28 protein-coding genes and 1 tRNA gene are annotated in these 26,354 nt (G+C 65.4%); 17 read left to right on the top strand and 12 right to left on the bottom strand.

Annotated features, from left to right (window positions below):
* Positions 1-43 precede the first annotated feature (43 nt).
* Complete coding sequence (locus ACYCVF_RS22780) at positions 44-1,462, bottom strand: M20 family metallopeptidase (RefSeq protein ID WP_459600459.1); 1,419 nt, start codon at positions 1,460-1,462, stop codon at positions 44-46.
* Between the two features lie 287 nt (positions 1,463-1,749).
* On the opposite strand from ACYCVF_RS22780, the gene ACYCVF_RS22785 reads away from it, so the two are divergent.
* The 3 genes from ACYCVF_RS22785 to ACYCVF_RS22795 all read left to right on the top strand — a co-directional run bounded on the left by ACYCVF_RS22785 (position 1,750) and on the right by ACYCVF_RS22795 (position 4,105).
* On the top strand, positions 1,750-2,721 hold the full coding sequence (locus ACYCVF_RS22785; protein WP_459600461.1) for a S1C family serine protease: 972 nt from the start codon (positions 1,750-1,752) through the stop codon (positions 2,719-2,721).
* Between the two features lie 25 nt (positions 2,722-2,746).
* A complete protein-coding gene (locus ACYCVF_RS22790) occupies positions 2,747-3,817 on the top strand; it encodes a carboxylesterase family protein (RefSeq protein ID WP_459600463.1) in 1,071 nt (356 codons plus the stop codon).
* Between the two features lie 81 nt (positions 3,818-3,898).
* Entirely contained in the window at positions 3,899-4,105 is a 207-nt protein-coding gene (locus ACYCVF_RS22795; RefSeq protein ID WP_018316294.1) for a hypothetical protein, read from the top strand.
* Positions 4,106-4,183: 78 nt separating this feature from the next.
* Here the strand turns inward: ACYCVF_RS22795 and ACYCVF_RS22800 are convergent, their stop codons facing one another.
* From ACYCVF_RS22800 to ACYCVF_RS22820, 5 genes are all read right to left on the bottom strand, one after another.
* Entirely contained in the window at positions 4,184-4,846 is a 663-nt protein-coding gene (locus ACYCVF_RS22800) for a DsbA family protein (protein ID WP_459600466.1), read from the bottom strand.
* Between the two features lie 86 nt (positions 4,847-4,932).
* Positions 4,933-5,655: an LrgB family protein gene (locus ACYCVF_RS22805; protein ID WP_459600467.1), complete on the bottom strand. Its 723-nt coding sequence runs from the start codon at positions 5,653-5,655 to the stop codon at positions 4,933-4,935.
* Positions 5,652-6,035 carry a CidA/LrgA family protein gene (locus ACYCVF_RS22810; protein ID WP_459600469.1) on the bottom strand — a complete coding sequence of 128 codons (384 nt, stop codon included), beginning with the start codon at positions 6,033-6,035 and terminating at the stop codon, positions 5,652-5,654. Before ACYCVF_RS22810 ends, ACYCVF_RS22805 begins: the two co-directional genes overlap by 4 nt.
* A gap of 44 nt (positions 6,036-6,079) precedes the next feature.
* A complete protein-coding gene (locus ACYCVF_RS22815) occupies positions 6,080-6,556 on the bottom strand; it encodes a PaaI family thioesterase (RefSeq protein ID WP_459600471.1) in 477 nt (158 codons plus the stop codon).
* 3 nt (positions 6,557-6,559) lie between these two features.
* Positions 6,560-6,985: an acyl-CoA thioesterase gene (locus ACYCVF_RS22820; RefSeq protein ID WP_459600473.1), complete on the bottom strand. Its 426-nt coding sequence runs from the start codon at positions 6,983-6,985 to the stop codon at positions 6,560-6,562.
* Positions 6,986-7,093: 108 nt separating this feature from the next.
* Between ACYCVF_RS22820 and ACYCVF_RS22825 the strand changes: the two genes are divergently transcribed.
* Positions 7,094-7,642 carry a TetR/AcrR family transcriptional regulator gene (locus ACYCVF_RS22825; protein WP_459600475.1) on the top strand — a complete coding sequence of 183 codons (549 nt, stop codon included), beginning with the start codon at positions 7,094-7,096 and terminating at the stop codon, positions 7,640-7,642.
* 46 nt (positions 7,643-7,688) lie between these two features.
* Here ACYCVF_RS22825 and ACYCVF_RS22830 read toward each other — a convergent pair whose 3' ends face one another.
* Positions 7,689-8,171: a hypothetical protein gene (locus ACYCVF_RS22830; RefSeq protein ID WP_459600477.1), complete on the bottom strand. Its 483-nt coding sequence runs from the start codon at positions 8,169-8,171 to the stop codon at positions 7,689-7,691.
* Between the two features lie 201 nt (positions 8,172-8,372).
* On the opposite strand from ACYCVF_RS22830, the gene ACYCVF_RS22835 reads away from it, so the two are divergent.
* Together ACYCVF_RS22835 and ACYCVF_RS22840 are read left to right on the top strand one after the other, a co-directional pair.
* Entirely contained in the window at positions 8,373-8,675 is a 303-nt protein-coding gene (locus tag ACYCVF_RS22835; RefSeq protein ID WP_459600479.1) for a PsiF family protein, read from the top strand.
* A 99-nt stretch (positions 8,676-8,774) separates the two neighbouring features.
* Entirely contained in the window at positions 8,775-9,863 is a 1,089-nt protein-coding gene (locus ACYCVF_RS22840) for an AbrB family transcriptional regulator (RefSeq protein ID WP_459600481.1), read from the top strand.
* A 3-nt stretch (positions 9,864-9,866) separates the two neighbouring features.
* Here ACYCVF_RS22840 and ACYCVF_RS22845 read toward each other — a convergent pair whose 3' ends face one another.
* Positions 9,867-10,406, bottom strand: coding sequence for a disulfide bond formation protein B (locus tag ACYCVF_RS22845; RefSeq protein WP_459600483.1), 540 nt, complete (start codon positions 10,404-10,406; stop codon positions 9,867-9,869).
* A gap of 155 nt (positions 10,407-10,561) precedes the next feature.
* On the opposite strand from ACYCVF_RS22845, the gene ACYCVF_RS22850 reads away from it, so the two are divergent.
* The 5 genes from ACYCVF_RS22850 (at position 10,562) to ACYCVF_RS22870 (ending at position 17,366) form a co-directional block, all read left to right on the top strand.
* Positions 10,562-10,646, top strand: a tRNA-Leu gene (locus ACYCVF_RS22850).
* A gap of 845 nt (positions 10,647-11,491) precedes the next feature.
* Entirely contained in the window at positions 11,492-11,725 is a 234-nt protein-coding gene (locus tag ACYCVF_RS22855) for a hypothetical protein (RefSeq protein WP_459600485.1), read from the top strand.
* Between the two features lie 173 nt (positions 11,726-11,898).
* The gene (locus ACYCVF_RS22860; RefSeq protein WP_459600487.1) at positions 11,899-14,637 is read left to right on the top strand and encodes a DUF2235 domain-containing protein; all 2,739 of its coding nucleotides are present in this window, start codon (positions 11,899-11,901) and stop codon (positions 14,635-14,637) included.
* 123 nt (positions 14,638-14,760) lie between these two features.
* Positions 14,761-15,444: a response regulator gene (locus ACYCVF_RS22865; protein WP_459600489.1), complete on the top strand. Its 684-nt coding sequence runs from the start codon at positions 14,761-14,763 to the stop codon at positions 15,442-15,444.
* On the top strand, positions 15,441-17,366 hold the full coding sequence (locus ACYCVF_RS22870) for a sensor histidine kinase (protein WP_459600491.1): 1,926 nt from the start codon (positions 15,441-15,443) through the stop codon (positions 17,364-17,366). The genes ACYCVF_RS22865 and ACYCVF_RS22870 overlap by 4 nt, the downstream gene beginning before the upstream one ends.
* 137 nt (positions 17,367-17,503) lie before the next feature.
* Here the strand turns inward: ACYCVF_RS22870 and ACYCVF_RS22875 are convergent, their stop codons facing one another.
* Positions 17,504-17,794, bottom strand: a complete 291-nt coding sequence (locus ACYCVF_RS22875; RefSeq protein WP_459600493.1) for a hypothetical protein — start codon at positions 17,792-17,794, stop codon at positions 17,504-17,506.
* A 235-nt stretch (positions 17,795-18,029) separates the two neighbouring features.
* Between ACYCVF_RS22875 and ACYCVF_RS22880 the strand changes: the two genes are divergently transcribed.
* Positions 18,030-18,254, top strand: coding sequence for a cysteine rich repeat-containing protein (locus tag ACYCVF_RS22880; RefSeq protein ID WP_061022681.1), 225 nt, complete (start codon positions 18,030-18,032; stop codon positions 18,252-18,254).
* A 262-nt stretch (positions 18,255-18,516) separates the two neighbouring features.
* Here ACYCVF_RS22880 and ACYCVF_RS22885 read toward each other — a convergent pair whose 3' ends face one another.
* Together ACYCVF_RS22885 and mddA are read right to left on the bottom strand one after the other, a co-directional pair.
* Complete coding sequence (locus tag ACYCVF_RS22885) at positions 18,517-18,939, bottom strand: GFA family protein (RefSeq protein WP_459600496.1); 423 nt, start codon at positions 18,937-18,939, stop codon at positions 18,517-18,519.
* A gap of 92 nt (positions 18,940-19,031) precedes the next feature.
* Complete coding sequence (gene mddA / locus ACYCVF_RS22890; protein ID WP_459600498.1) at positions 19,032-19,820, bottom strand: methanethiol S-methyltransferase; 789 nt, start codon at positions 19,818-19,820, stop codon at positions 19,032-19,034.
* 133 nt (positions 19,821-19,953) lie between these two features.
* Here mddA and ACYCVF_RS22895 point away from each other — a divergent pair, with 133 nt between their 5' ends.
* Positions 19,954-21,501 carry a winged helix-turn-helix domain-containing protein gene (locus ACYCVF_RS22895; RefSeq protein ID WP_459600500.1) on the top strand — a complete coding sequence of 516 codons (1,548 nt, stop codon included), beginning with the start codon at positions 19,954-19,956 and terminating at the stop codon, positions 21,499-21,501.
* Between the two features lie 21 nt (positions 21,502-21,522).
* Here ACYCVF_RS22895 and irr read toward each other — a convergent pair whose 3' ends face one another.
* Positions 21,523-22,011, bottom strand: a complete 489-nt coding sequence (gene irr / locus ACYCVF_RS22900; RefSeq protein WP_459600502.1) for a Fur family transcriptional regulator Irr — start codon at positions 22,009-22,011, stop codon at positions 21,523-21,525.
* A 176-nt stretch (positions 22,012-22,187) separates the two neighbouring features.
* Here irr and ACYCVF_RS22905 point away from each other — a divergent pair, with 176 nt between their 5' ends.
* The 4 genes from ACYCVF_RS22905 to ACYCVF_RS22920 all read left to right on the top strand — a co-directional run bounded on the left by ACYCVF_RS22905 (position 22,188) and on the right by ACYCVF_RS22920 (position 26,353).
* On the top strand, positions 22,188-22,499 hold the full coding sequence (locus ACYCVF_RS22905) for a hypothetical protein (protein WP_459600504.1): 312 nt from the start codon (positions 22,188-22,190) through the stop codon (positions 22,497-22,499).
* A gap of 297 nt (positions 22,500-22,796) precedes the next feature.
* On the top strand, positions 22,797-24,347 hold the full coding sequence (locus ACYCVF_RS22910) for an ABC transporter substrate-binding protein (RefSeq protein ID WP_459600506.1): 1,551 nt from the start codon (positions 22,797-22,799) through the stop codon (positions 24,345-24,347).
* Between the two features lie 198 nt (positions 24,348-24,545).
* Positions 24,546-25,517 carry an ABC transporter permease gene (locus ACYCVF_RS22915; RefSeq protein WP_459600508.1) on the top strand — a complete coding sequence of 324 codons (972 nt, stop codon included), beginning with the start codon at positions 24,546-24,548 and terminating at the stop codon, positions 25,515-25,517.
* On the top strand, positions 25,514-26,353 hold the full coding sequence (locus tag ACYCVF_RS22920; RefSeq protein WP_459600510.1) for an ABC transporter permease: 840 nt from the start codon (positions 25,514-25,516) through the stop codon (positions 26,351-26,353). The genes ACYCVF_RS22915 and ACYCVF_RS22920 overlap by 4 nt, the downstream gene beginning before the upstream one ends.
* Position 26,354: the final 1 nt, after the last annotated feature.

Below are 26,354 nucleotides of genomic sequence, written 5' to 3' on the forward strand. Positions count from 1 at the left end.
GAAAATTTGTTCGCTGCATCAGACGAAGTATCGAGGCAGAACGCTACGCCACGGACATGTCGAGCGGCGGCGCGACGTGATCGGGTAGCGGGCAGACATACGGTGTCCTCGCCGTCCGTTTTTTCAGGTCCGCCTTGGCGGCCTTGATCAGCTCCGGGTCGGTGAGCGCCTTGATGCCGAGCCCGGCCATCGCCTTGGCCGCCTGCACCATGGCCTTGTGCGCATGCGGACTCTTGCCCTGGGCCACCACCTGCCAGGTGTGGAAGGGCGTGCCGATTGCAACCGTCGGTGCGTGCACCTGCACGGTCGGCACCACCCAGCTCACGTCGCCGACATCAGTCGAGCCGACCAGCGGGTTGCGCTTGGCATCGAGCGGCACCAAGAAGTCGGCCAGAGGCCGATCGGTCGGCTCCATGCCGATCGCGTAATAGACCGACGAAATGTCCTTGTCGCTCAGCGTCGCACGGATCTGACCGGCAAAACTCTTGTCCGCATCGTCGAAATGCGGCGGTCCGAGTTCTTCCATCACCTGGTGCAGCGCCTGCTCCAGCGGCGCGTTCGGCAAGATGTTGGAGACTGCGGAAATGATCTTCATCTCCACCTTGGTCTCGGTCATCAGCGCCGCGCCCTGCGCGATCTTGGACACGCGCTCGACCAGCTCGTTCATGCCGGGAAGATCGCGGGCGCGGATCGAATAGCGCACACGCGCATGCGCCTGCACCACGTTGGGCGCAATGCCGCCGGTATCGAGCAGGGCGTAGTGCACGCGCGCATCGCTCGGCATGTGCTCGCGCATGTAGTTCACGCCGACATTCATCAATTCCACTGCGTCGAGCGCAGAACGGCCGAGATGCGGCGAAGCCGCCGCATGTGAGGTCCGGCCGGTGAAGGTGAAATCCGCGCGCGTGTTGGCGAGCGAGGGCGTCACCGCGACTTCCCAGAAGCTGTGCGGATGCCAGGTGATGGCGATATCGGCATCTTCGAATGCGCCCGCGCGCACCATGAAGGCTTTTGCCGCGCCGCCTTCCTCCGCAGGGCAGCCGTAATAGCGCACGCGGCCGGGCACCTTGTTCTCCGCCAGCCAGTCCTTCACCGCGGTCGCGGCGAGCAGCGCGGCGGACCCGAGCAAATTGTGACCGCAGCCATGGCCATGGCCGCCGGTCTCGATCGGACGGTGCTCGGCGACGCCCGCCTCCTGGCTGAGACCCGGCAGCGCGTCATATTCGCCCATGAAGGCGATGACCGGACCGCCCTCGCCCCACTCGCCCATCAGGGCGGTCGGGATGCCCGCGACGTTCTCGGTGATGCGGAATCCCTGATGACGCAGTTCGGCGAGATGCTCGGCGGCCGACCGCGCCTCGGTGTAGCACACCTCGGGCATGCCCCAGACCCTGTCGCTGAGGTCGATGAAACGTGCCTTGATCGTGTCGATGCCACGCCAGATGTCGCTGCGGTTATCCATGCTCGTCGTCCGTGATCCCGAGGTCAAACGAAGCGGCAATGGTTAGCAGCTTCGTTTCATGCCTCCTAGCATCTCGCCGGACAGCTGCCATGCGGCGCATGCCGGATTGAGGGTTGCCTGCCACCCGTGCATGAGGTGCTCCCGTGCCTTTCGAAGATTTCACCCGGCGTTCTCACGAATAGTTGGCAACGAGGCTTTCAAGACGGCCTCCCCCGGCTTAAATTATGGGTGCTTCGCGCCTCGCTCTGGAGCAATCTCGAAGCGACGCACTCAGCCAGGAGAACTCCATGCCCGCTCTGACCGAATGGAGAGTGCCGCCGGCCAATCAGCCGCGTGCGAGCGACTACGGTTTCGATCTCGACCGCGCGCTCGGTTCCGTCGTCGGCCTGCACGCCATCATCCCGCCCGACGCCTTCAGCGCCGAGACGCTCGGCACCGAACGCGCCGGCAACGGGGTCGTGATCGACGACGGGCTGGTGCTCACCATAGGTTATCTCATCACTGAGGCAGAGTCGGTCTGGCTGCACCGTGCCGACGGACACGTGGTGGAGGGTCATGCGCTCGGCTTCGATTCCGAGACCGGATTCGGCCTGGTTCAGGCGCTCGGGCACCTCGACATCGAACCCCTGCCACTCGGCTCATCGGCGGCAACCCGGATCGGCGACCGCGTTGTGGTCGGCGGTGCCGGCGGTCGCACGCGCTCGGTCGCAAGCCAGATCGTGGCCAAGCAGGAATTCGCCGGATACTGGGAATATCTGCTGGATGAGGCCGTCTTCACCTGCCCCGCACATCCGAACTGGGGCGGCACGGCGCTGCTCAACGAGCGCGGCGAGCTGATCGGCATCGGCTCGCTCCAGCTCGAGCGCGAACGCGACGGCAAGGCCGAGCACGTCAACATGATCGTGCCGATCGACCTCCTGAAGCCGATCCTTGAAGACTTGCGCAAATTCGGTCGTGTCAACAAACCGCCGCGGCCCTGGCTCGGGCTCTACTCGACCGAGATCGACAACCGCGTGGTGGTGATCGGGATCTCCGCGAACGGCCCGGCCGCCCGCGCCGAGCTCAAGACCGGCGACGTCATCCTCGCCGTCGACGGCGAAAAAGTCACGAGCCAGAGCGCCTTCTATAAGAAGATGTGGGCTCTCGGCCCCGCCGGAGTCGACGTGCCGCTGACCGTTCACCACGAGGGCGTCACCTTCGACGTCGCGGTGACCTCGACCGATCGCTTCAAGCTCCTGAAGGCCCCGAAGCTGCACTGATCACGAGGCTTTAAGGAAGCGGGCGATGACCGAGGCCGTGGTGGACGACATCGTGGCCGTGCTGCCGCCGCTGCTCAATGCGCTGGAAGCGCTCGGCTTCTTCCAGCGGCATTTGCACCCGCCGGCCTTCGCCTCCGTGATGAACGCGATCGGCACACCGGACGAAGCGTTGCAATCGGCACGCGCGGCAATCGGCGAGTGGCCGGAGCAGTTCGCCGGTCTGCGCGAGCGGCTCGACGCCGCCTGCAACGAGACGCTCGCCGCCTTTGCCGGCATTCGCGAGGTCGAGCGTGGCAATGGCGATCTCGTCGCCGTCTTTCGCGCGCTTCGCCATGTCCCGCGCGCGCAGGAGGCGCTCTATCCGCTGGCGGTGCAGTTTCCGCCGGTAAGCAGCTTCTTTCTGAACGACGCCAATCGCGAGAATCATGATCTGCTGTCGCAACTGGAAGTCGGCGCGGGCGAGCACACGGGCATCTTCCACGATCACAATGAGCACGGCAGCCGCGGCGGCTTCTCGGTCTATGTCCCCGAATACTACACGCCCGATCGCGCCATGCCGGTGGTGATGGCGCTGCATGGCGGCAGCGGCAACGGGCGCGGCTTTTTGTGGAGCTGGCTGCGCGACGCGCGCAGCCTTGGCGCAATCCTGGTGGCGCCGACCGCGACCGGCCCGACCTGGGCGCTGATGGGGGACGACACCGACACGCCGAACCTCATGCGCATCCTCGAGAGGGTGCGCAGCCGCTGGAGCATCGACGCCTCTCGCATGCTGCTGACCGGCATGAGCGACGGCGGCACCTTCTGCTACGTCACCGGCCTCGACGGCGCATCGCCGTTCACTCATCTCGCGCCCGTCTCGGCGACGTTCCATCCGCTGATGGCCGAAATGGCGGATGCCGCGCGCCTGCAAGGCCTGCCGGTGTTCATTGTTCACGGCAAGCTCGACTGGATGTTTCCGGTGCAGACTGCGCGGCAAACGCAGGCCGCGCTGGCCGCAGGAGGCGCCGATGTGACCTACCGCGAGATCGACGACCTCAGTCACACCTATCCGCGCGAAATCAATGCGGAGCTGCTGCGATGGCTGAACGGCGCATGAACGACCGCTCCCTAGATGCGCCGCATGGCCGCGGAACCATCACTTCGGGCCGACGTTATCGCCCGTCACCGGAGGTTCGCCATGCAGACTTTTTTCGGAATGATCCTGGGCGCGCTGCTGCTTGCGGGCGGCGTCTACGTCTATGATTCCATGCAGACGTCGTCGGTTGCCAATGGCGAGGTCGCGACCACCAATCGCACCATCGTCAACTGGGATGTCGCCAAGGCCGATTGGGACGCGCTGCGCGACCGCGCGCACAAGGACTGGGTCCGTATCTCGTCGAAGTAACGACGCTTCATCATGAACAAGGCGCCGTCGCGAAACCCGCGGCGGCGCCTTTGTGTTGGGCGATGAATGCCGATCGGCTCAGTTCATCTTGGCCTTGCGTGCGTCGGCGATGACCTGCTCGAATTCTTTCATGCTGAGCACGCCGGGGACACGATACTTGCCGACGATGAAGGACGGGGTGCCACTGAAGCCGAACGCCTCGGCCTGCTCGTTGTTGCGCTTGAGAATGGCGTCGATGTCCTTGGCACGGCCGGCGAGATCGCGCTTCAACCGGTCCATGTCGACCCCGGCAGCCGCGAGCAGCTCGTTGATGCGCGGCTCGGTCAGACGCGAGCTGACGCCCATCATGGCGTCATGGGCCGGGAGGTACTTGTCCTGGAACTTCGCCGCCAGCGCCGTCCGCGCCGCCGTGACCGACACCGGCCCGAGGATCGGCCAGTCCTTCATGACCAGCCTCACCTTGCCGTCGTCCTGAACGACCTGACGCAGCTCGGGCTCGAGCTTGCGGCAATAGGGACAGTTGTAGTCGGACCATTCGACGATCGTGATGTTCCCGTCGGAATTGCCTGCGACGGGCGTGTCGGGATCTCGCAGCACCTTGGCTTCGGTCAGCACCTCGTCATCCCCGGTCGCCGCGCGCGCAAGGTTGATCGCGCTCGCTGTGACGGCGCCCGCTCCGATCAACGTCAGCACCGCACGACGGGTCGGCACCAGGCGGCTCTTGTTCCCAAATTCGGTCATATCTCGTCCCGTTTCGGCCCCATCCCCGCAAATACGGCTCAGGACCAGGAATTGTTACAGACATATAGAGTGTCGCGGCAGCGCTGTCATCGCACCAGCAGCGTGACTGCCAGCGGGACCAGCAACGAGGTCACCAAGGCGTTCAGGCTCATGGCGATGCCGGAAAAGACACCGGCGATCTCGTCGACCTGGAACGCGCGTGCGGTGCCGATTCCGTGCGCGGCAAGGCCGGCGGCAAAGCCGCGAGCCCGGTAATCGGTGATGCCGGTGCGGTTCATGAGCGGCGTCACGATGATGGCGCCCATGATGCCGGTGAGGATGACGGCGACCGCCGCCAGCGAGGGATCGGCGTGCAGTGATTCGGCAATGCCCATGGCGACACCGGCGGTGACCGATTTCGGCGCCAGCGACAGTACCACGTCGCGCGGAAGACCGGCGAGTTCGGCCAGCAGCACTACCGAGACCACGGCCGTGATCGATCCCGCGACGAGCGCCACCAGCATCGGCAAGATCGACGCGACCACGCGCTTGCGGTTCTCATAGAGCGGCACCGCGAGGGCGATGGTCGCAGGCCCCAGCAGGAAGTGCACGAACTGCGCACCGGCGAAATAAGTCGTGTACGAGGTGCCGGTCGACAGCAGGAACGCGCCGATGATCCACATCGCGTGCAGCACGGGATTGGCCAGCGGATGACGCCGGGTCGCCAGCGAGACCGCGTCCGTGGTGGCATAGACCAGCAGCGTCACGGTCAGCCAGAGCAGCGGCGATTGCGAGAGATAGACCCACAGCGAGAACGGATTGTCCTTCATCGCGCGTCCTGTTGCTTCAACAGGCGGCTGACAAGGCGAAAGGTCAGCACTGTCGCGAGCAGCGTGACGACCACGGACAGCGCGAGCACGAGGATGATGGCGATGCCGTGAGACGCGAGCAGATCGAGCTTCTGCACGACGCCAACGCCGGCCGGCACGAATAGCAATGAGAGATGGGCCAGCAGGCCCTTGCTCGCCGTCTCGACACCGTCATTGCGCAGCGGCCCGCGCGCGAGCAGCGCAAAGCGGTCACGGGCGAGCAGCAGGATCAGCAGCAGCAGCAGACCGAGGACGGGTCCCGGTAAAGGCAGGCCGAGACCACGCACGACGGCTTCGCCGATCAATTGGCAGAGCAAGATGAGGCCGAGACTTGCAAGCATGACTTTCGCATCAATGGATGCGCCGGCACGCTTGTCAATCGCCGCTATGCGGCGGACGTGCGCGGCACGTCCGAGGCCGCAACGCGGGGCAGCATCGCCATCAGAGTCCCGGTCATGGCCGCAATCAGCGTGGTCTTGCCCTCATGCTCGGCAAACGCCTTGGCCTCGCAGAAAGTCAGCGTACGGCCGGATTTGACGACTTCGGCCCTGAAGACGAAGCGCTCGCCCCGGGCCGGCGCAAGCAGCGTGGTCTTGAACTCGACGGTGAGGATGTCGGCTTCGCGCGGCATCAGGGTGAAGGCGGCGACGCCGCAGGCATTGTCCAGGCCTGCCGTGATGATACCGGCGTGGACAAAGCCGTTCTGCTGCGTGAAGGCGGACGCGTACGGCATGGCCAGTTCGACCCGGCCCGGGGCGAGATCCACGATCGAAATGCCCAGCGTGCGCATCGCCGGCTGGGCGGCAAACATCGCGGTCGCGGCGGTGTGATAGTCCGGGTGTTTCGGCTCGAATGTGGCCATCGCTTAGGCCTCCGCCGGCTCGGAAAAGTGCTTTACGGCGATCTCTCGGATGCTATCGACGAATGGCGCCGACTTCCGCAATTGACGGTCCATGTGCACGCCGGTGATCTCGCACGTCGCTGCGAGCTCGCCGGTTTCGGCATTCGTCATGTCATGCCGAAAGCGGATCGACTTGTCGCGTAGCTCGAGCAGACGGCTGCGGATCTCGACGATGTCGCCGGCCAGCAGCTCGCGCCGGTAGGCGATGTTCTGCTGAACGGCGGCCATGCCGCGGCCGGAGCTGCGCAGATAGCTCGGCGTCAGGCCCAGGCGGGCGAACAGATTCCAGTTGGCCTCGTCGAACTTGCCGACATACCACATGATGTTCATGTGCCCGACGTGATCGCATTGCCACGGATAGACCGTGCCGCGATAGGTCGCCTCCTCCATCGCACTTCCTCCCGCAATTTCGTCTTTGATCGTTGATACGGTATCGTATCAATCCCGTGTCGCGGGAGCAATACGGTACCGTATCAAGAGCCGGCTGGGGTTTCCTTCATGAGTGACGGCAAGGACGATGTCTGGGTCGAGGCAGGCTTTGCCGAACTCGCCCGCGCGGGGGTCGAGGGCGTGCGGGTCGAGGTGCTCGCCAAGAATCTCGGCGTCACCAAGGGCGGCTTCTACCGCCGCTTTGCCGACCGCGCCGCGCTGCTCGCCGCCATGCTGGAAGGCTGGCGCGAGGGACGCGTCGCCGCGATTGCGCAGCAGACGAGCCTGGAAGGACAAGAGCCCCGCGAGCGCTTGAAGGCGCTGATCCAGCTCTATTCCGAGCGGCTCAATCCGGAAGGGATGGCGATCGAGCTCGCGATCCGGCAATGGGCACGCTCGGACGAGAACGCCGCGGCGGCGGTGGCGAGCGTGGACGCGGCACGTCTCAAGCACGTCGGCGAACTCTATCGCGCGACCGGCCTTGCGGCCGAGGAGGCCGACGCGCAGGCTTTCCTGTTCTACTGCTTCATCTTCGGCCAGAGCCTGCTGTTCGTCGAGAGCGGTCCGCGCAAGCGGTCGCAGCTCGTGGCCAACTCGGCCGAAAGGCTGCTCGGTTAGGCGAAATGGCCGGAGCGCTGCTCCGGCCATCGTATCGATTCGAAGCTCAGGCAGCGCCCTTCAGCTTCTTGGTGCATTCGCTGTAATAGCCGCCGCCCTTCTGGATCCACTTCAGGCCGCCATTGCCGTTGGTGGTCTTGTTGGCGTTGTACTGGTCGACGCAAGTGTGCAGACGCGCCTTGCCGGGGGTCTCCTTGGCATATTTCGGATCGACCGCGTTCGGATAGACCGCCGGTCCTGCCGGCAGGGCTGGCGCGGCAGCGGGTGCCGCCTCCTTCGCCGCCTGCTTCGGCTCGGCAGGCGTAGCCGGAGCAGCCGCGGTCGGCGCAGCGGCGGGCGCCGCATCGGCGCCGCACTGGGCCTTCCGGAAGTCATTCCACTTCATGGTGCCGAGCGAGCCGTCCTTCTTGGCCGCCTGATATTTCGCGCTGCATTCCTGCGCGGTCAGCGCCTGCGCCGGCGCACTCGCCACCAATGCCGCGACAGCGGACGCTGCAATCGCACACAACAATTTCGTCTGAATGGTCATCCCTGGGTCTCCTCCTTGATCTTCCCCGACGGAAGCGAAACGAGAATTGCTATCCTAGCGTGTCGGCCGCTTGCGACAAGGATGCGATGCGTTGCGCCGGCAAAATATAGTAATCCCGCCGCTCAACTTCATTCATGCCGCGTTCAGCAATGCGAGCCGACGGTCCAGCCTTTCGCAATTCTCGCAAGCAGAGTGCAACACATGACCTTCACGTCCCGCCTCGCCGCCGTCGCTCTCGCCTCCCTGCTCGTCACCGGCACCGCGCTCGCGCAGACTGCCGCGCCGGCGGCCAAGACCGATACGAAAACCGATGCCGCCACTGCCGACAAGAAAGCGTCGACGGAGCGTTCGGCCGAGTCGCTGGAATGCTCCAGGCAGGCGGACGCCAAGGGATTGAAAGGCAAGGAGCGCAAGAAGTTTCGCCGCGAGTGCAAGAAGGAAGCGAGGGCGGGCGCCGCTGTCCCTGCCGCGCCCGTCGCCCCCGCCGCCCCCGACAAGAAATAAGTCCGTCACGATCCCTTGCGAGCATCCGCGAGAGCCGTGCGCATTGCGGCATGACGAGCCTGCAATTGTGTGCCTCTCGCCGATTTGCGATAAGGTGGCGTGAAGCTAATCACCGCCTCCCTTCCGTTCGAATGGCCGAGCCGTGCCGAGATCTTGAGCACGCTGGAGACGCTCGCCATCGGCACTGCCGGAGGCCTGGTGTTTCTCGGCGCGAATCTTCCCGGCGGGCTGATCTCAGGCGCGATGATCGCAGTCGGTATCGCCGCGATCGCCGGCCGCCGGCTGGCGCTGCCGCCGCTCCTGACCCAGACCGTGCTGGTGCTGCTCGGCATTTCGCTGGGCTCGGTCGTCTCGCGCCATTTGCTGCAGCAGGTCGGCGCCTATCCCCTCACCATCGGGCTGCTTGCGCTCGCCACCTTCTGCTCGACGTTCGGCTCGAGCTATTACCTTCAGCGCATCCATGGCTGGGATCGCACCTCGGCTTTCCTGGCCGGCAGCCCCGGCGCGCTGTCGCAGATCACCATGCTGGCGGTCGAGCGCGGCGCCGACCTGCCGGGCATCGCCGTGGTACAGACCCTGCGCGTCATCATCCTCACCGCCGCGCTGCCGATGGTGCTGGCCCTCGCCGGCGTCGCGCCCTCTGTTGCGCCGTCGTTCACGACGACGACGATCGCCTCGCCGCTCGACCTCCTCGAGCTGGCCGCGGCCTCGCTGGCCGCAGCGCTCGTCCTGCGGCTGATCAAGTTCCCGGCGAGCTGGATGTTCGGCGCGATGATCGCCTCCAGCGTGCTGCACGGGGCCGGATGGGTCGAGGGCGGCCTGCCGGACTGGGTGCGCGGTGTGGCGCTGGTCGGTATCGGCGCTCTGATCGGCAGTCGCTTCGCGCGAATGCAGATCATGACGCTTGCCGGCCACCTCCGCGCGGCGCTGGGCTCGTTCACGGTCGCCATCGCCGTCTCCGCCATCTTCGTCGGCATCGTGGCGCTGACCACGCAGGTGAAATTCTCCGACATCGTCGTCGCCTTCGCGCCGGGCGCGATGGATGCGATGCTGGCGCTGGCGCTGACGTTGCACATCGACCCGATCTTCGTCGGCGCCCATCATCTGTCGCGGTTCGTCTTCGTGACGATCGCGACGCCGGGCATCGTGCACCTGTTCGGGCGCACGCAGGACGACGTGGATGATTAGGCCTTAGCGCTTCGCCGTCCGCATGAATCCCCACGCGGCAATCGCGGCCATCAGCAGCGAGATCAGCACGTTGTAGCCGGCAAGTGACAGGCCGAGGAAGCGCCACTGCACCTCGTCGCAACGCACCACCTTCACGGTGTCGAGCTTCGACAGCAGGTCCGCCGCGCTGCCGAGATTGACGACGGGGCCGGAGCAGTCTGTCGGCCCCTTCCAGAAACCCCATTCGACGCCGGAATGGTAGATGCCGAGGCCGGCATTGGCGAGCGTGGCCAGCGCGAGGATCGCGAGTCCTGCGAGCAGCAGCGGCCGCGGCGCGCCGCTCCTCGCCGCCAGTGCCGTCAGCGCTCCGAGCGGGATCGCGAGGTAATAAGCGTAGCGCTGCTCGAGGCACAGTGGACAGGGCAGGATCTCCAGCACGAGCTGGAAGAACCAGGCGCCTGCGATCGTGACAGCGGCGATGAGAGTGACGAGCAGCGAGGCGGTCAGCGCGGGACCGGCGCTGGCCGGCTTGAACGCGGGTATCGCGGCACTCTGGGTCGTCACGGCAGCCTCTTTCCGGTGGGTCGCAGCTCTATGCCTCTAGCCCCGGCCCATGCGGCTGTCGAGAACGGCCGGGATCACTTTGGCGCGGGTTGACCCCGTCCTGCCCATGGCTATAGTCCGCCGGCTTCGCGACGCCGCCTCACGGCCGACCGAGGGCCCCTGTGGCGGAACTGGTAGACGCGCTCGACTCAAAATCGAGTTCCGCAAGGAGTGCTGGTTCGATTCCGGCCAGGGGCACCACGCTTCGCCCTTTGGGCTTCGCGTGGCGCGGCCATGCAAGACCGAAGGGCGAAGCGTGTCCGTCCGGCGAAGCCTCTTGGCGAAGACGAACTGTCTCCGCAACTCAAGCCACAAGTCACGCCATTGCAGCCTCGCGACGTATGACGCCCGAGTCTTTTGCTTCTCTCGACGCCCCTTCGTCTGGAAAGGGCGCAGGGAAGGCCGGGCGCCGGCTGGCACCCGCGGTCCGCTGTGCGCAAATTGCGCGAAGACAGATGCACAGCGGCATACAGGGCAGCCCGGACATCCCGGCCTTTCCCTGCGCAGTGGTTTGACGGCTTATGGCGCGCTCTCCCCGGGGAGCGATGCACTATTGCCCCCGTCGCCTTGCGGATGACCGATGCGCGGACCCGGTCGGGCCGCCACATCGCCGCAAGCCTTGACGCACAGACCCCGGGCGTCAGGACCACACGCTTTTGCCGTACGCTGGAATCGCACCGGTCGTGTGCGCGCCGCGCAACCGCTCACGGGCAAGCCCGCCCTGCGATCGCCCAGCGCGCCGATGCGCTCCACGCCCACCGCCACCCGGCCCGCGTATCGTGACGATCGCGAAACGCCCCTTATCCTTGGGCCGGGGTGATGCGCATCTACGATATTTCCGAATTTCGGTCAAGCAGAATCTTTGGAGCGGGCATCTTGACCTCGGCTGCCCCGCGAACGCAGGGCATCGCATGGGCATTGATCGCGAGCTGAGCGCACGCCTCGTCCTTCGATAAGCACGGGCCCGAACCGCCGCGAGCCGTTCGACTTCGCCGCGCCAATACCCATATCCTGTGGCAACCGAGGTGACGCAGCGGACAATTTCGATGGCCCGGAGACGCACGACAGACAACGACGCCGACGACCTTCCCCGCTATTTCGTCTGGGTCCGCGGGCTCGAAGGGCCCGAGCCGCAGAAATGGACGGCGATGGAGTTCGGTGTGGGCGATTGGAAGCGGCCGCTGGTGCTGGCCTATCTGGAGTTGCCGGAGGACGAACGGCCTCTGTCGCTGTCGGCGCTGGCGCGGCGCTATCCGCCGCCGCGCGTCGATCTTTCGTGAGCCCCTGTTGGCGTCAGCGCACCGCCCGGTGAGGCGGCATGATCCCGCTTGCTACCTCAACGGGACTGTGTGCAGAATACATCCGCACTTTCATGACGCAACCACTGATAGAGTCCGGGAAGTGCTGCCCGGTTCGGGCCTGCCGCTTTCCCGGCTGAAATGCCGGAGGGCCCATGACGCATCATGACGCCGGGCAGAACGCCGGTTCTCCTACGCCGGAACGTGCACCCAGCGACAGGAATGCCGACGGAAGCGCGAGCGCGGCCCCGTCAAAACGCAAGCTGGTGCTGTTCGCCGATGGCACGGGCAATGCGTTCACCGCCCGGGAATCCAGTGTCTGGCGCCTCTATGAGGCGCTCGACCATACCCAGCCCGACCAGATCGCATACTACATCAAGGGCGTCGGCACCGCCGGCTGGGCGCCGCTCGCCGCGCTCGACGGAGCCACCGGCATCGGCGTGCCCTCCAACGTCCGCAAGCTCTATCGTTTCCTGTGCTGGAATTGGCGCCCCGGCGACGAGATCTACATCTTCGGCTTCAGCCGCGGCGCCTTCACCGCGCGCACGCTGGCGGGGCTGATCGCGAGTCAAGGCCTGGTGCCGGCCGTCATCGACGAGGTTGCGGTGTCGCATGCGGAAATGCAGCGCAACGCGATGGCCGCCTGGCGGGAATACCGCCGCAACACCGTGCCATCGAAGAAGAGCCTGCCGACGATATGGATCGCGCGCTTCATCCGCGATGTCCTGCTCTACTTCTATCATTTGATCTTGCGGCACCGCCCCTACGGCGATGTCCGCGCGGCAATGAACGGCCGCACGGACGTCGACATCGAATTCCTCGGGCTGTTCGACACGGTCGAAGCCTTCGGCGTCCCGATCGAGGAACTGCGCGTCGCCATCGACTGGGCGATCTGGCCGATCTCGTTCCGCAATCACCGGCCCTCGCCGAAGGCGAAGCACATCTGCCACGCGCTGGCGCTGGACGACGAACGCACGACCTTCCATCCGCTACGGATCGACCAGAGCGATCTCGCGGAGGGACAGGTCGTCAAGGAGGTGTGGTTCACCGGCGTCCATTCCGACATCGGTGGCGGCTATCCGGAATCCACGCTGTCCTTCGTGCCCCTGGTCTGGATGACCGAACAGCTCGGCGGCCGGCTCCGTTTCCAGGGCGGCAGGATCGATCATTTCCGCCAGTACCAGTCGGCGATCGGCCCGATGCATGATTCGCGCAGCGGGGCGGCGGTGCTGTATCGCTACGGTCCGCGCCCGATCTACGAGGGCGCCGAAAACGGCGGCCCGCCGATCGTGCACTTCGCCGTCGTCGAACGCATGCTGCACGGCTGCGACAATTATGCGCCCATCATGCTTCCTGCCAGCGCGAAGGTGATGTTGCCGAACGGGGACATCAAGCCGCTCACCGAGCATGGAGCGCGCGCAGCAATGAAGAACGCCTATCTCGCCAAGGCTACGGGCCCACAGCGGGAGCGCGAGGCGGAAGCATTCACGGCCATGAAGACGCCAGACGCCGAGATGGCGCGGCGTACGCGCGACACCGTGTGGTGGCGGCGTGTGGCCTATTTCGCGCTTCTGTTCATGGTTGTCGTCATCACGCTCTGGCCCATGATCGCCCGCGCCCTGGTCGGAAGGTCGAAAGACACCGTCCTGGAAGGCTCGCGCTTCCTGGCCCTCATCACGGACCTCGATTGGTACCTCGGCGCGGTGATCGCGCCGGTCGCCAACCTCCTCAGGAATGTACTGCCATCCTATGCGGCGCCCTGGCTGGATATCTCACTCTACTATCCATTCATGACGACCATCATCGTCGGGTTTACGCTATGGGTCTGGCACAAGAACGGCGATCTGCGCGATGCGATCCAGGAACGTGCGCGACTGGCATGGAGCAGCCACGCCCATTCGGGGCGCCGAGTTCATACCGGACCGCCGGGTGTCCTGCTCAGGTTCGCCCGCTGGATGCGGCTCAATGCAGGACCGGTACGCACATTCTTCGCCAGACGACTGATGCCGGCGGCCTTTCTGCTCGTTATCTTCGGCTCGGCGATCCTCATCGCCTTCAACAGCTTGTTCACCGGGCGCGTCGCGCTTGGACGGGTGTGCGCGCCGCCTGAAACGGGCGACGCCGGGAAGCAGGCGAAGGGACGACCGATCCTCGAGGAGGCTCTCGATGCCGCAGGGACGTTCCACACCAGCGATTTCTGCCGATGGAGCGGCCTCGCGGTCGAAAAGAACCGCAAATACCGTGTCTGGATCCAGATCGAGGAACCATGGTTCGATCGCACGATCATGACCGGGGCGAACGGCTTCAAGACGTTCGGATGGCAACACTACCTCGCCTGGCCCACCCGCCGCCTGCTCGGCGCGGACTGGTTTCAGCCCATCGTCCGCATCGGCACGAAGGGGATGAACGATCTGCCGCTGCAGGCGGTGAACGTCATCCCCGGAGACGAACTACCGCGGCGTATGAATCCGACGACCCCCGTCGAGGAAGATACAAGACGATCGAAATATCCCGTAAAGCTGGAGGACATGGCGGGGCTGCCCGACCCTGCCGATACGGAGAAACTGAAAATCCTCCAGGGCGAAGTGGCGAAGATGGGCACGTTCGACGCGCTTCCACAAAGCGAAACGGCGCGCAAGGCGTGGGACACGCAGAGGCTGACGAGCGGGATCGTCGCCGACTTCGTGGCGCCGGACTCCGGCGAAGTGTTTTTCTACGTCAATGATGCCGTGCAGATCTTCCCTGGCTTCCTCGGAAGGATTTTGCCATCACGCATCGCCGCCTATTTCGGCCCGAACGATCAGTACTACAAGAACAATGGCGGCACGGCGCGGATCACGATGCAGCGGCTGCCGGCACCGGACAAGCCGGCGTCCTCGCCAACGAACAAATAGCCGGGTGGAGATCCGCCGCGCTCCGGAAGACTGCCCGCCCCCATGATTATGGGTGTCACGGCATCGACGCTGCGGGTAGACTTGCCTCGCGGCGCGGGGGACACGCGGTGCGGGACGATGATCATGACCGAACAGGGCGAGACGGGTGAAACCATCACCATCCTCCTCGTCGAGGACGACGCGCCGACCTGCTGGCGGCTCCAGGATGCGCTGGTCAAGGCCGGTTACGAGGTGCGCAGTGCCGGTACGCTCGCGGAGGCGCGGCAGGCCCTGAGCGCCGGCGCACCGCGCGTGCTGCTGACCGATCTGCGGCTGCCCGACGGCCACGGCGTCGAATTGATCCGCGAGACCCGACGGCGCTTTCCGGACACCGAGATCATGGTGATCTCCGCGCTCGGCGACGAGGAAAGCGTGATCTCCGCGATCACGGTCGGCGCCACTGGCTATCTGCTCAAGGACGCGTTCCCCACCGACATCGCCACCACCGTGCGCGACCTCGTCGCCGGCCATTCGCCGATCTCGGCGTCGATCGCCCGTTTCATCGTCCGCAGAACACAAGGCGCCGCACAGAATTCGGCGGAGCAGCCGCCCGGACCCGCGCTCAACACGGCGAGGCTGACCCCGCGCGAGATCGACATCCTCTGGGGCATCGCAAAAGGCTTCAGCTATGCCGAGATCGCGAGCCATCTCGGCCTGTCCAGGCAGACCGTGCCTGGCCACATCAAGAACATCTATCGCAAGCTCGAAGTTCATACGCGCAGCGAAGCGGTGTTCGAGGCCGTGCAGCAGGGCCTGATCAAGCTGTGAGCGAGATAGCGGCGAAAGCACCGGCCACACCCGCCCGGCGCCGGCTGCTGGCCTCGCGCCTCGTGCCCTATCTGTTGTTCCAGATACTCATCGCGATCGCCACCATTCTCGGCTTGCGGCTGCTCCAGCCGAGCGACCCCGATGATTTCGCACTCAGCGGATTCGCGCTACGGGAGGACGGCGTGACGCGCGCCGTGACGCTGCCGCATTTCACCTCGTCGCGCTACTCGCTGGCCGACCCGCCGGTCTACACCGGCGCCTTCACATTCCGGAGCGACGATGCGGCCTCCGGCTGGTCGGTGTTCCTGCCGCGCTTCAGCAATGCGGTGGAGGTCGCCGTCAACGGCGTCGTCGTGCTCGACTCCCGGCGCGACGCCAACGCCAACCGGCCCGACCGCAACACGCCGCAGATCGCACTCATCCCCGCTTCGCTGCTGCGCGAGGGCGGCAACGAGATCACGGTACGGCTGTTCGTATGGGGGCCGTTGAAAGGCTTCCTCGATACTGTCTATGTCGGTCCGGACGTCGCCTTGCGCCCGGCCTATGAGACACGCACGCTGCTGTTCGTCACGCTGCCGGTGGTATTCTCCGCCTGGCAGGCGATCCTGGCCGTCATCCTCGCGATCATGTGGCTTATGCGGCGCCGCGAACCGGTCTATGGCGTGCTGGCCGCGGCGATGGTTCTCGGCGTGGTGCAGGCGTTCGCGCCCCCGCCGGTGCCGCCGGCCACCGCATCCCGGCTCGCCGCGGTACTGCTGGCGTCCGCCCCGATCGAGAGTGCGCTGGTCGTCGTGTTCGGCGTGCTGTTCTTCGGCTGGCGCTGGCCGCGCTACGGCACGCTGCTGTTCCTCCCGGGCATCCTTGTTTTCGGGATCGGGCTGATCGGGGGCCCGCCGCTGCCGCGCATCCTCTTCCTGGTGCTCGGCATTCCCACCGTCGGGATCTGCCTGGTCCTGATGGCCTGCGTCACGGCAACCGCGGTGGTGCGGCGGCAGGACGCCGCCAGCTTCACGATCGGCTGCGCGGTGACGATCGTGCTGGTCTGCTGGATCCACGACATGCTGACGGTGCTCGAGATCGTGACCAACGAACGCATCTTCGTCTCGCGCCTGTCCTATTCGGCGATGCTGGTCGCGATCGGCGCCGGGCTGACCTGGCGTTTTGCGCGCGCGTTGAACCAGGTCGACAGCTTTGCCGGCCAGCTCGTGACGCGCGTGCGCGAAGCCGAGGAACGGCTGAAGGCGAGCTTTGCCCGCGAGGAGGAGCGCGCCCGCGCCGCGGCACTCGCCAACGAGCGCACGCGCCTGATGCGGGACCTGCATGACGGCCTCGGCGGCCAGCTCGTGAGCATCGTCGCATTGTCCGAGCGCGGCAGTGAGGGCGCGACCATCACGGACGCCGCCCGCGCGGCGCTGAAGGATTTGCGCCTCGTCATCGACTCCATGGACGACATCGGCGGTGACCTGATGCTCGCGCTCGGCTCCTGGCGCGAGCGCGCCACGGCCCAATTGCGGCCGCACGACATCGCGCTCGACTGGCGCGTGGCGACGCCGCAGGGTCTGCCGCTGCATCCCGAGCTGAGGCCATGGCACGTCATCCAGATCGTGCGCATCCTGGACGAGGCCGTGACCAACGCGGTCAAGCACGCACAAGCCCGCCACGTCGCGGTCACCATCGAGACGCATGAGGGAAGCCAGGGGCCGTACGGCGTGATCAGCGTCACGGATGACGGCCGCGGCTTTGCGCTGGCCGGCAATTGCGAGGCTGCAGGCGCGGGCCAGACCGCGCGCGGCCTGCGCAACATGCGAAGCCGTGCCGCGCGCTGCGGCGCGGTGCTCGACCTGAGCTCGGATGCCTCCGGCACGCGCGTGCTGCTGCAATTGCCGCAACGTTTTCCCGACAACGACATGGCCGCGGGCTGAAAGACCCCCTCCCCGAACGTGTGGGGCGCACGGAGAGAGGGGACGGGCCGGGTGATTTGCCTGCGGAGGACGGGGGATGTTCGTCCGCAGGACCCGTTGGCCCGAAGCGATGCAATCAAATCGATCGAATGAAGATATCAGCGCCGGCCGACGCGATTGACCGGGCCGCCGCGATTCATCGGCGTTCCTGCGCGCACGCCGACACCAGGCGCACCGACGCCGGGCGTTGCGACCGCTGCCCGCGCAACCGGCGCTCCCGGCGCGACCACCACCGCCGCGGTCGGCCGCACCACGCAGCCCTTGGGCACCCCGACGGTCTTGCAATAGACCACCGCCTGCGCCGGGCTCGTGCCCAGCGAGACCATCGCCGCGCCCGCCAGGGCCATGATCGTCAGCCTGGCGCTCAGCGCTCCAGCTCTCTTCGACATCTTGCTCTCCTGCTTCCCGATCGGCGTCCCGGTGCAATCACCGGCTCTCGCAGCCGAGGTGCAGTGTGAATGACAAAAGACGGCGCGCGGATACATGCCATGAAGATGGGGGTACCGCGGCCAGGAGGGCTGCCCGGTGCCATGAACATGGCATGGACCCGCGCCGGGGCTTCGCGACATGGTCCGGCCCGCGTGATCCCGGTCGGGCCGCACGAGGATTCCAAAGAGGTGCCTTATGAAGATTTCGGTTCTTGCCGCGCTGCTGCTCACTGCTGCCGCGCTGCCCGCTGCTGCACAATCCGGTCCATCGGTCCAGGAGCAAATGGCCTGCCGCGGCGACGCCAGCAAATTCTGCGCCGAACATGTCGGCAAGCCGCCGCAGATGAATGCCTGCCTGCGCGAGAACAAGTCCAAGCTCTCGGATTCCTGCCGCAAGGTCGTTGAATCCCGCGGAGGCTAGTCCTACATCCGTCTCCCTCGGGAGAAGGCAGAGAGGGCGGCACTCTGCCGCCCTCTCGAGAGACAGCTTCGGCATTGGGAGAGGCCTCAACGCACGCCTCGTCCTTCGAGACGGCACTTACGCGCCTCCTCAGGATGAGGCTCATCGGCGCGGGCGCCCGTTGAAGCTGCTGCCGCACACTCCGTCCTCATCCTGAGGAGCCCGCCTGAAGCGGGCGTCTCGAAGGATGGCCGCAGGGAGGAGCCTTCAACTGAAGGCACCGCTACTCCTGCATCATCTCGCCGCTACCACCGAACTCGGACGGAAAATCCTTCAGCTTGGGCAGGCCGTCGCGCATCGGCAGCACGGTCTCAGCATAGTTGACGTGAACGCCGGGCGTGAACGCGAGCGACGGGATGATGGCGGTGAAGACGTCGACCAGACCGAGCGGCGGATGGTTGGTCATGAGATGGCCGCCGCACTTCCTGCAATATTTGCGCTGGCTGAGCGGCGTCTTGACGAAGGTCTCGACATTCCGGGCGCCCTCGGTGATGCGCACGGCCTCGGGCTTCCACAGGCTGAAGGCGTTGACCGGACCGCCCGACCACGAACGGCAGGAGCGGCAATGGCAATAGCCCATCGCCTCCGGCACGCCCGTGACCTCAACCGTGACCGCACCGCAGAAGCAGTTTCCGACATGTTTCATTTGGACGTCTCCGTTCTTTCCTGAAGGATCGTCATCGTGCGTCGGCGCCCCGCGCGTCCTCCTTTCGGTGGACGCGCGCGGCGAGGCCGAGACTATGCCGACCGGCGCCAGGGAATGAGCATGGAGACCCGTTGCTTGTACTGCCGGTAGTCGTCGCCGAAGAGATCGACGAGGTCCTTCTCCTCCAGCGCGATGCCCACGAAGATGTAGAGCGTGGTCACGGCCGCGAACAGCAGATGGCCCGTGGTCATGGTCGGCGCCGCCCAGAACGCGATGATGAAACCGAGATAGATCGGGTGACGGACGAACTTGTAGAGCAGCGGCGTCTTGAAGCGCGGCGACGCCGCTTCCTTGCCGACGAGATGGTCGGTCACCTGATGCAATCCGAACAGTTCGAAATGGTTGATCATGAAGGTCGAGGTGAACACCAGCACCCAGCCGGCGAAGGACAGCGTGACCAGCGTCACGGCGAGATCCGGATCCCCGACGTTCCATATGACGGACGGCAACGGACGCCATTGCCAGAACAGGAGGAGCAATGACAGGCTGGCGAACAGCACGTAGGTGCTTCGCTCGACCGGCTTGGGGACGAACTGCGTCCACCAGGCCTTGAACTGCTTGCGAGCCATCACGCTGTGCTGAAGGGCGAACAGCGTCATCAGGAGGAGATTGATGATGACGGCCTCGACCGCCGACGTTTCGCTTCCGGTGTCGATGGTCTTGGGCACCATCACCCCCATGACGAAGCCGATCGCGTAGAGAATGGTGACGAAAAACACGAGATACGCCGCAATTCCGTACAGAAAGGCGATGAACTTGAAAATGCGTGAGCCCGTCACCTCCGGGCCGATGGAATGAACCTGTTGATCAATATGGGTCATGAAATGCTCCGTTGTGCCGAGGTATCGACACTGTTTGGTCTTCGCACCATGACGGATCGGACGTCCCGCGACTTTCGCGGAGGGTTGATTTTCGCCTGAGACGACTTTGATTTTTGCTTGAGACGACGAAAACGTGCGATTTCTCTTTGAAAACAACGTGCTCGACGGTCACCTGCGGGAGCTCACCTGCGACGGGGCGGCCGTTCCGTTGCAGCCGCAAGTGTTCGATCTCTTGCTTTATCTGGTCGAGCAACGCGCGCGTGTGGTCAGCAAGGATGACCTGATCAGCCAGATCTGGGGCGACCGCATCGTCTCGGATTCCGCCCTGAACAGCCGGATCAACGCCGCGCGCAAGGCGATTGGCGACGACGGCGCGGCCCAGCGGCTGATCAAGACCATTCCGCGCAAGGGCTTTCGTTTCGTCGGCGAGGTCCGGGAAGAAGCGGCAGCATCCCCCGCGCGGGCGGAAGCCAGGCCCGCTCCCCCGCGCGCGGCGGATCGTCCCGCGATCGCGGTGCTCGCCTTCGAAAACATGAGCGGCGATCCCGCACAGGACTATTTCGGCGACGGGATCAGCGAGGACATCCTCACCGCGCTGTCGAAGCAGCGCTGGTTCATGGTGATCGCACGCAACTCCTCCTTCACCTACAAGGGACGCGCGGTCGACATCAGGCAGATCGCCGAGGAGCTCGGCGTCCGCTACGTCGTGGAAGGCAGCGTGCGCAAGGCGGACAACCGGGTGCGGATCACCGCGCAGCTCAACGACGCCGTATCAGGAAATCATCTCTGGGCCGAGCGCTATGACCGCGAGCTCGTCGACGTCTTCGCCGTGCAGGACGAGATCACCAACGCGATCGTCGCGGCCATCGAGCCGCAACTTCATGCGGCGGAGAGCTTTCGCGCCCACCGCAAGCCGCCTGCGAACCTGGACGCATGGGACCTTCTGATGCGTGCACTGTCGCATTGCTGGCGCGTGACCCGGAGGGATCACGACACCGCGCGGGCACTGCTCGAGCGCGCGATCGAGATCGATCCGAACTACGGCCAGGCGCTGTCGGTGCTGGCGGTGAACGACATGTTCGGCGTGCATCTCGGCTGGGTCGAGCTGGCCGCGGTCGCCCCGGCCGCGGAAGCCGCCGCGCTCGCCGCGGTCCGCTGCGATCACGAGGACGCCTGGGCGCATGCCGCGCTCGGCAGCGTCTGCTTCTCGACGCGCCGGCTTGCGGACGCGCTGTCCGAGTTCGAGCAGGCGCTCGCGCTCAATCCGAACTTCTCGCTGGCGCAGGGCTATTACGCGCTGGCGCTGTCCTATGCCGGACGTTCCCAGGATTCGTTCGAGGCCGCGCAAAGGGCGATCCGGCTGTCGCCGCGCGATCCGTCACTGGCGATCTATCACGGCATCGCCGCCTATGCGCGCTTCACCGAACGGCGCTATGACGAGGCCATCGCGCTGGCGCGCGAGGCGATCCGCCACCGCGGCGACCTCACCGGCGCCTATCGCGTGCTCGCGGTTTGCGCCGGCATGATCGGCGACGGCGCGCTTGCGGAGGTGGCACTGGGCGAGCTCCGGCGCACCCAGCCGAACATTTCGCTCCACTGGATCGCGACGCGGCTGCCGTGGGCCAATGACGGGGATCGCGAACACTATCTGGAGGGATTCCGCCGGGCCGGGCTGGACTAGGCGGTTCGCCAGGCCCCCGGGTTACGCTACGCGCTTGCGGCGCAAATGGACGATGACGTCGAGCCGCGCGATCTCGTGGCCGGGAAGCGCCTCGGGCACCTTGGTGAAGGCCAGGCCGTCAGTTACGTCGACCAGCACATCCTCGCCTTCGAGATAGAAGTGCGGATGCACGGATGTGTCGGTGTCGAAGAACGACTTGATGCCGTCGGCCGCGATGCGACGCAGCAGGCCGGCTTCGGTGAACTGGTTCAGCGTGTTGTAGACGGTCGCGAGCGACAGATACGCGTTCGCCGCCATCGCCTCTTCGTAGAGGCCCTCCGCGGTGACGTGACGATGGCCGCCCAGGAACAACAATCGTCCGAGCGCCAAGCGTTGGCGCGTCGGACGCAGGCCGGCATTGCTCAGCAATTGCAGGCAGCGCTGCACGCCCGCCTCCGACGAAAGATCGAGGTCGGCGGCATCAGGTCCGCTATCGTCGTCCGCAGGAATAGTCGTGGCCCGAATGTCCATCGATCGTCTCGCACCCAAGGGAACGGGACGCGCAGTCCCGCTACTTGCCATTCGATCGCAAAGGCGGTGGCTCGGCTTTGATCCGGATCAAATCGGGTGCTGATCCGCCTCTGACCTATCGCAAGGCGGTCCGGCTCATTCCGAGCCAGAAGGGTTCGGCTATCGATGAGGTTCACATGTCCAGGCCGGTTCCCGACAAGGCAGAGATCGCGCTCGAATATCCCGACAAGTTCTATGTCGGCACCTTCGAGCATTCGTCCCGGTTCGAGGCGCGCCTCGATGGCAGCGGCGTTGCGCTGGTGCTGCAACATCCCGGCGCGGCCGACGAACGCAAATCGGTGCATCTGCACATCAATTTCGGCCTGCTCGCCGGCATCCTGCGGGAGCTCGCGGGCAGCGTCGCTGCGCTGCCCAAGGACGACATCGCGCACCGCGAGCAACTCGCCGACGCGCTCGACGAACTGCGACGGGCGCTCGGCGCGAAATGATGACCTGACGCTTTTGGTCGCAGGCGCAGCCTTGTGCACCGCCTCCACCGAGTCCCGACATGACTGAGGCCGCCTGATCAGCGGGAGCGGCCGATCCGCCTTGGCGGAGAGCATGTGGGATAACAGGACGCGCTGTACATTTTTTGTGCGAACACTGTCGCGACTTTCATCTTGCGGCGCCGAACGGGACTGTGTGAGCCTCGCTCCCGGATGGGGACTGGGATGGGCCGGCCGTCGCTTCGCGCGTGAGGACGTCGCGAAACGTTTACGGTCGGTCTCGCTTGAGAAAGATACGACATGCCAAAACGAGTGTTGCTTGGTCTTCTCCTGGCTTACGGCCTCACGGCCTCGGCGCTGGCACAGGCGCCGAAGACGGGGGGCACGATCAATGCCGTGATCCAGCCCGAGCCGCCCGGCCTGATGCTTGCGCAGGTCCAGAACGGCCCGACCCAGATGGTGTCGGGCAACATCTTGGAAGGGCTGTTGCGCTATAGCCCCAAGCTCGAGCCGCAGCCGGAGCTCGCCGAGAGCTGGAGCGTCAGCGAGGACGCCAAGACCTACACCTTCAAGCTCAGGAAAGGCGTCACCTGGCACGACGGCAAGCCCTTCACTGCCGCCGACGTGCTGTTCTCGATCGAGATGCTGAAGCAGACGCACGCGCGTGCCCGCACCAACCTGGCGCAGGTCGACAAGGTCGAGGCCCCCGACGACCACACGGTGGTCTTCACGCTGAAGCAGCCATTCGGCCCGTTCCTCGGCATCTTTGAGGTCGGCTCGATGCCGATGGTGCCGAAGCATCTCTATGAAGGCACCGACTGGAAGACCAATCCCTACAACAACGCGCCTGTGGGCACCGGCCCCTTCATGTTCAAGGAATGGCAGAAGGGCTCGTTCATTCGCCTGGTCAAGAACCCGAACTATTACGAGAAGGGCAAGCCCTATATCGACGAGATCTACTGGCAGATCATCCCCGACGCCGCGGCGCGCTCGGTGGCGTACGAGACCGGCAAGGTCGACGTGCTGCCCGGCGGCTCGGTCGAGAATTTCGACGTGCCGCGCCTGTCGAAGCTGAAGGACACCTGCGTCACCGGCGCCGGCTGGGAATTCTTCTCGCCGCTCGCCTGGCTGTGGCTGAACAACCGCCAGGGACCGCTCGCCGACAAGCGCGTGCGGCAGGCGATCATGTACGCGATCGACCGCGACTTCGCCAAGGACGTGATCTGGAACGGGCTCGGCAAGGTCGCCACCGGCCCGTCCGCCTCGACCATCAAATATTACACCGACGACGTGAAGAAATATCCGTACGATCCGGCCAAGGCCAAGGCGCTGCTGAAGGAAGCCGGTTACAAGGGCGAAAAGATCCGCCTGTTGCCGCTCGCCTATGGCGAGACCTGGCAGCGCTGGGGTGAGGCCGTGAAGCAGAACCTCCAGGACGTCGGCATGACCATCGAGACCATCGCCACCGACGTTGCCGGCGGCAACCAGAAGATCGGCGACTGGGATTACGACATCGCATTCACCTATCTCTATCAATATGGCGATCCCGCGCTCGGGGTCGGCCGCAACTACATCTCCAGCAACATCGCCAAGGGCCAGATGTTCAACAACGTCGAGGGTTATTCCAACCCGGAGATCGACAAGCTGTTCGCCGAAGGCGCCGTCGCGACCCCGGACTCCAAGCGCAAGGAGATCTACGAGAAGGCGCAGAAGATCCTGGTCGAGGACGTGCCGGTGGCCTGGATGCTGGAGCTGCAATTCCCGACCATCACGCGCTGCAAGGTCAAGAACCTGATCACCACGGCGATCGGGGTCAATGACGGCTTCAAGGATGCATGGCTCGACAAGTGAGGGCGGTTGCTCCGAACTCCGCTTACCTCTCCCGCTTGCGGGAGAGGTCGCTACGTGCGAAGCGCGTAGCGGGTGGGAGCTTTCTCCTCTTGGCGCTCTCTCTGCGGAAAAACCCTCTCCCCTACCCTCTCCCGCAAGCGGGAGAGGGAGCGCACCGTGATTGCGGCTGCGTTCAACCCGATCTGATCGCCATCTAAGATGCTCTCCTTTGTTGCCCAGCGTGTCGTGAAGGGCGTGATCGTCCTGCTCGCGATCGTCGTTCTCAATTTCTTCCTGATCCGGCTCGCGCCCGGCGACCCCGCCGTCGTGATGGCGGGCGAGGCTGGGGCCAGCGATCAGGTCTTCGTCAAGCAGCTCAGGGAGAAGTTCGGCCTCGACAAGCCGCTGCCCGAGCAGCTCTTCATCTACGTCAAGGGCGTCGTGACGCTCGACCTCGGCTTCTCGTTCCGCCAGCAGGCGCCGGTCGCAAAGCTGATCGGCGAGCGACTGCCGGCGACGCTGCTGCTGACGCTGACCGCCTTCGCGATCTCGCTCGCGCTCGGCGTCCTGTTCGGCACCTTCGCCGCGCGCTTTGCCGGAACTTTCCTCGACACCGCCATCACCGTGTTCGCGCTGATCTTCTACGCCATGCCGATCTTCTGGGTGGCGCTGATGGGCATACTGCTGTTCTCGGTCACCATGGATTGGTTGCCGAGCTTCGGTTACGAGACGGTCGGCGCCAATCTCACCGGCCTTGCCCATGCGCTCGACGTCGCAAAACACCTGATCATGCCGGCGATGACGCTCGGCCTGTTCTTCATGGCGACCTACACCCGCATGACGCGCGCCTCGATGCTGGAGGTGAAACGGCTCGACTTCGTCAAGACCGCGCGCGCGAAGGGTCTCTCCGACGCCGTGATCCAGCGCCGCCACGTGCTGCGCAACGCGCTGCTGCCGGTCGTGACGCTCGCCGGCGTGCATTCCGGCACGCTGATCGGCGGCGCCGTCATCACCGAGACCGTGTTCGCCTGGCCCGGCATCGGGCGCCTGATGTACGACGCGCTTTTGCAGCGGGACTACAATCTGCTGCTCGGCGTGTTCGTGATCTGCTCCGCCATGGTCCTCATCTTCAACCTCATCACCGACCTCGTCTATCGGCTGGTCGATCCGCGCATCGAATTCGCCTCATGAAACAGTTCTGGAAATCGATGCTCAGAAGCCCGAGCGGCGTCATCGGGCTCGTCATCCTCCTGCTCGCGATCTCCGTCGCGGTGTTCGGACCGATGCTGTTCCCGAATTCGCCCTGGCGCATGGTGCAGCGGCCGTTCCTGCCGCCGTTCACGCTCTCGACCGTGCCGCTCGGCACCGACGCGCTCGGACGCGACGTGTTCGCCGGCATGATCTTCGGCGCAAGGGTGTCGCTGCTGGTCGGCCTCGTCTCCACGCTGGCCGCACTGATCGTCGGCGTGCCGATCGGCGCCATGGCCGGCTATTTCGGCGGCAAGGTCGACGACGCCCTGATGCGCTTCACCGAATTCTTCCAGACCATTCCGAGCTTCGCGCTCGCGATCGTGCTGGTCGCGATCCTGCAGCCCTCGATCTATTCGATCGTGGCCTCGATCGCGGTGGTGAGCTGGCCGCCGGTGGCGCGCCTCGTCCGCGGCGAGGTGCTGTCCCTGCGCACGCGCGAATATGTCCAGGCCGCCGTGGTCACCGGCCAGAGCAACAGCTGGATCATCCTGCGCGAGATCCTGCCCAACGCGCTGTCACCCGTGATCGTGCTGGCCTCCCTGATGGTGGCCACCGCGATCCTCCTGGAATCCTCGCTGTCGTTCCTCGGCCTCGGCGATCCCAACCTGATCTCCTGGGGCTACATGGTCGGTGCCGGCCGCACCGTGATCCGCCAGGCGTGGTGGATCACCGTGTTTCCCGGCGTCGCCATCCTGATCTCGGTGCTCGGCCTCAATCTGATCGGCGAAGGCCTCAACGACGCGCTCAATCCGCGCCTGTCGCGCGAGGGACGCTGAC

The sequence above is a fragment of the Bradyrhizobium cedriense genome, from assembly GCF_054602315.1.

Excerpts from the sequence above, each read along its gene's own strand:
- ACYCVF_RS22795 (WP_018316294.1), top strand. The coding sequence starts at position 3,899 with ATGCAGACTTTTTTCGGAATGATCCTGGGCGCGCTGCTGCTTGCGGGC.
- ACYCVF_RS22805 (WP_459600467.1), bottom strand. The coding sequence starts at position 5,655 with ATGAAGGACAATCCGTTCTCGCTGTGGGTCTATCTCTCGCAATCGCCG.
- ACYCVF_RS22880 (WP_061022681.1), top strand. The coding sequence starts at position 18,030 with ATGAAGATTTCGGTTCTTGCCGCGCTGCTGCTCACTGCTGCCGCGCTG.
- ACYCVF_RS22905 (WP_459600504.1), top strand. The coding sequence starts at position 22,188 with ATGTCCAGGCCGGTTCCCGACAAGGCAGAGATCGCGCTCGAATATCCC.
- ACYCVF_RS22810 (WP_459600469.1), bottom strand. The coding sequence starts at position 6,035 with ATGCTTGCAAGTCTCGGCCTCATCTTGCTCTGCCAATTGATCGGCGAA.
- ACYCVF_RS22790 (WP_459600463.1), top strand. The coding sequence starts at position 2,747 with ATGACCGAGGCCGTGGTGGACGACATCGTGGCCGTGCTGCCGCCGCTG.
- ACYCVF_RS22885 (WP_459600496.1), bottom strand. The coding sequence starts at position 18,939 with ATGAAACATGTCGGAAACTGCTTCTGCGGTGCGGTCACGGTTGAGGTC.
- ACYCVF_RS22780 (WP_459600459.1), bottom strand. The coding sequence starts at position 1,462 with ATGGATAACCGCAGCGACATCTGGCGTGGCATCGACACGATCAAGGCA.
- ACYCVF_RS22865 (WP_459600489.1), top strand. The coding sequence starts at position 14,761 with ATGACCGAACAGGGCGAGACGGGTGAAACCATCACCATCCTCCTCGTC.
- ACYCVF_RS22800 (WP_459600466.1), bottom strand. The coding sequence starts at position 4,846 with ATGACCGAATTTGGGAACAAGAGCCGCCTGGTGCCGACCCGTCGTGCG.
- ACYCVF_RS22835 (WP_459600479.1), top strand. The coding sequence starts at position 8,373 with ATGACCTTCACGTCCCGCCTCGCCGCCGTCGCTCTCGCCTCCCTGCTC.
- ACYCVF_RS22825 (WP_459600475.1), top strand. The coding sequence starts at position 7,094 with ATGAGTGACGGCAAGGACGATGTCTGGGTCGAGGCAGGCTTTGCCGAA.
- ACYCVF_RS22915 (WP_459600508.1), top strand. The coding sequence starts at position 24,546 with ATGCTCTCCTTTGTTGCCCAGCGTGTCGTGAAGGGCGTGATCGTCCTG.
- ACYCVF_RS22855 (WP_459600485.1), top strand. The coding sequence starts at position 11,492 with ATGGCCCGGAGACGCACGACAGACAACGACGCCGACGACCTTCCCCGC.
- irr (WP_459600502.1), bottom strand. The coding sequence starts at position 22,011 with ATGGACATTCGGGCCACGACTATTCCTGCGGACGACGATAGCGGACCT.
- mddA (WP_459600498.1), bottom strand. The coding sequence starts at position 19,820 with ATGACCCATATTGATCAACAGGTTCATTCCATCGGCCCGGAGGTGACG.
- ACYCVF_RS22860 (WP_459600487.1), top strand. The coding sequence starts at position 11,899 with ATGACGCATCATGACGCCGGGCAGAACGCCGGTTCTCCTACGCCGGAA.
- ACYCVF_RS22820 (WP_459600473.1), bottom strand. The coding sequence starts at position 6,985 with ATGGAGGAGGCGACCTATCGCGGCACGGTCTATCCGTGGCAATGCGAT.
- ACYCVF_RS22875 (WP_459600493.1), bottom strand. The coding sequence starts at position 17,794 with ATGTCGAAGAGAGCTGGAGCGCTGAGCGCCAGGCTGACGATCATGGCC.
- ACYCVF_RS22920 (WP_459600510.1), top strand. The coding sequence starts at position 25,514 with ATGAAACAGTTCTGGAAATCGATGCTCAGAAGCCCGAGCGGCGTCATC.
- ACYCVF_RS22830 (WP_459600477.1), bottom strand. The coding sequence starts at position 8,171 with ATGACCATTCAGACGAAATTGTTGTGTGCGATTGCAGCGTCCGCTGTC.
- ACYCVF_RS22910 (WP_459600506.1), top strand. The coding sequence starts at position 22,797 with ATGCCAAAACGAGTGTTGCTTGGTCTTCTCCTGGCTTACGGCCTCACG.
- ACYCVF_RS22815 (WP_459600471.1), bottom strand. The coding sequence starts at position 6,556 with ATGGCCACATTCGAGCCGAAACACCCGGACTATCACACCGCCGCGACC.
- ACYCVF_RS22785 (WP_459600461.1), top strand. The coding sequence starts at position 1,750 with ATGCCCGCTCTGACCGAATGGAGAGTGCCGCCGGCCAATCAGCCGCGT.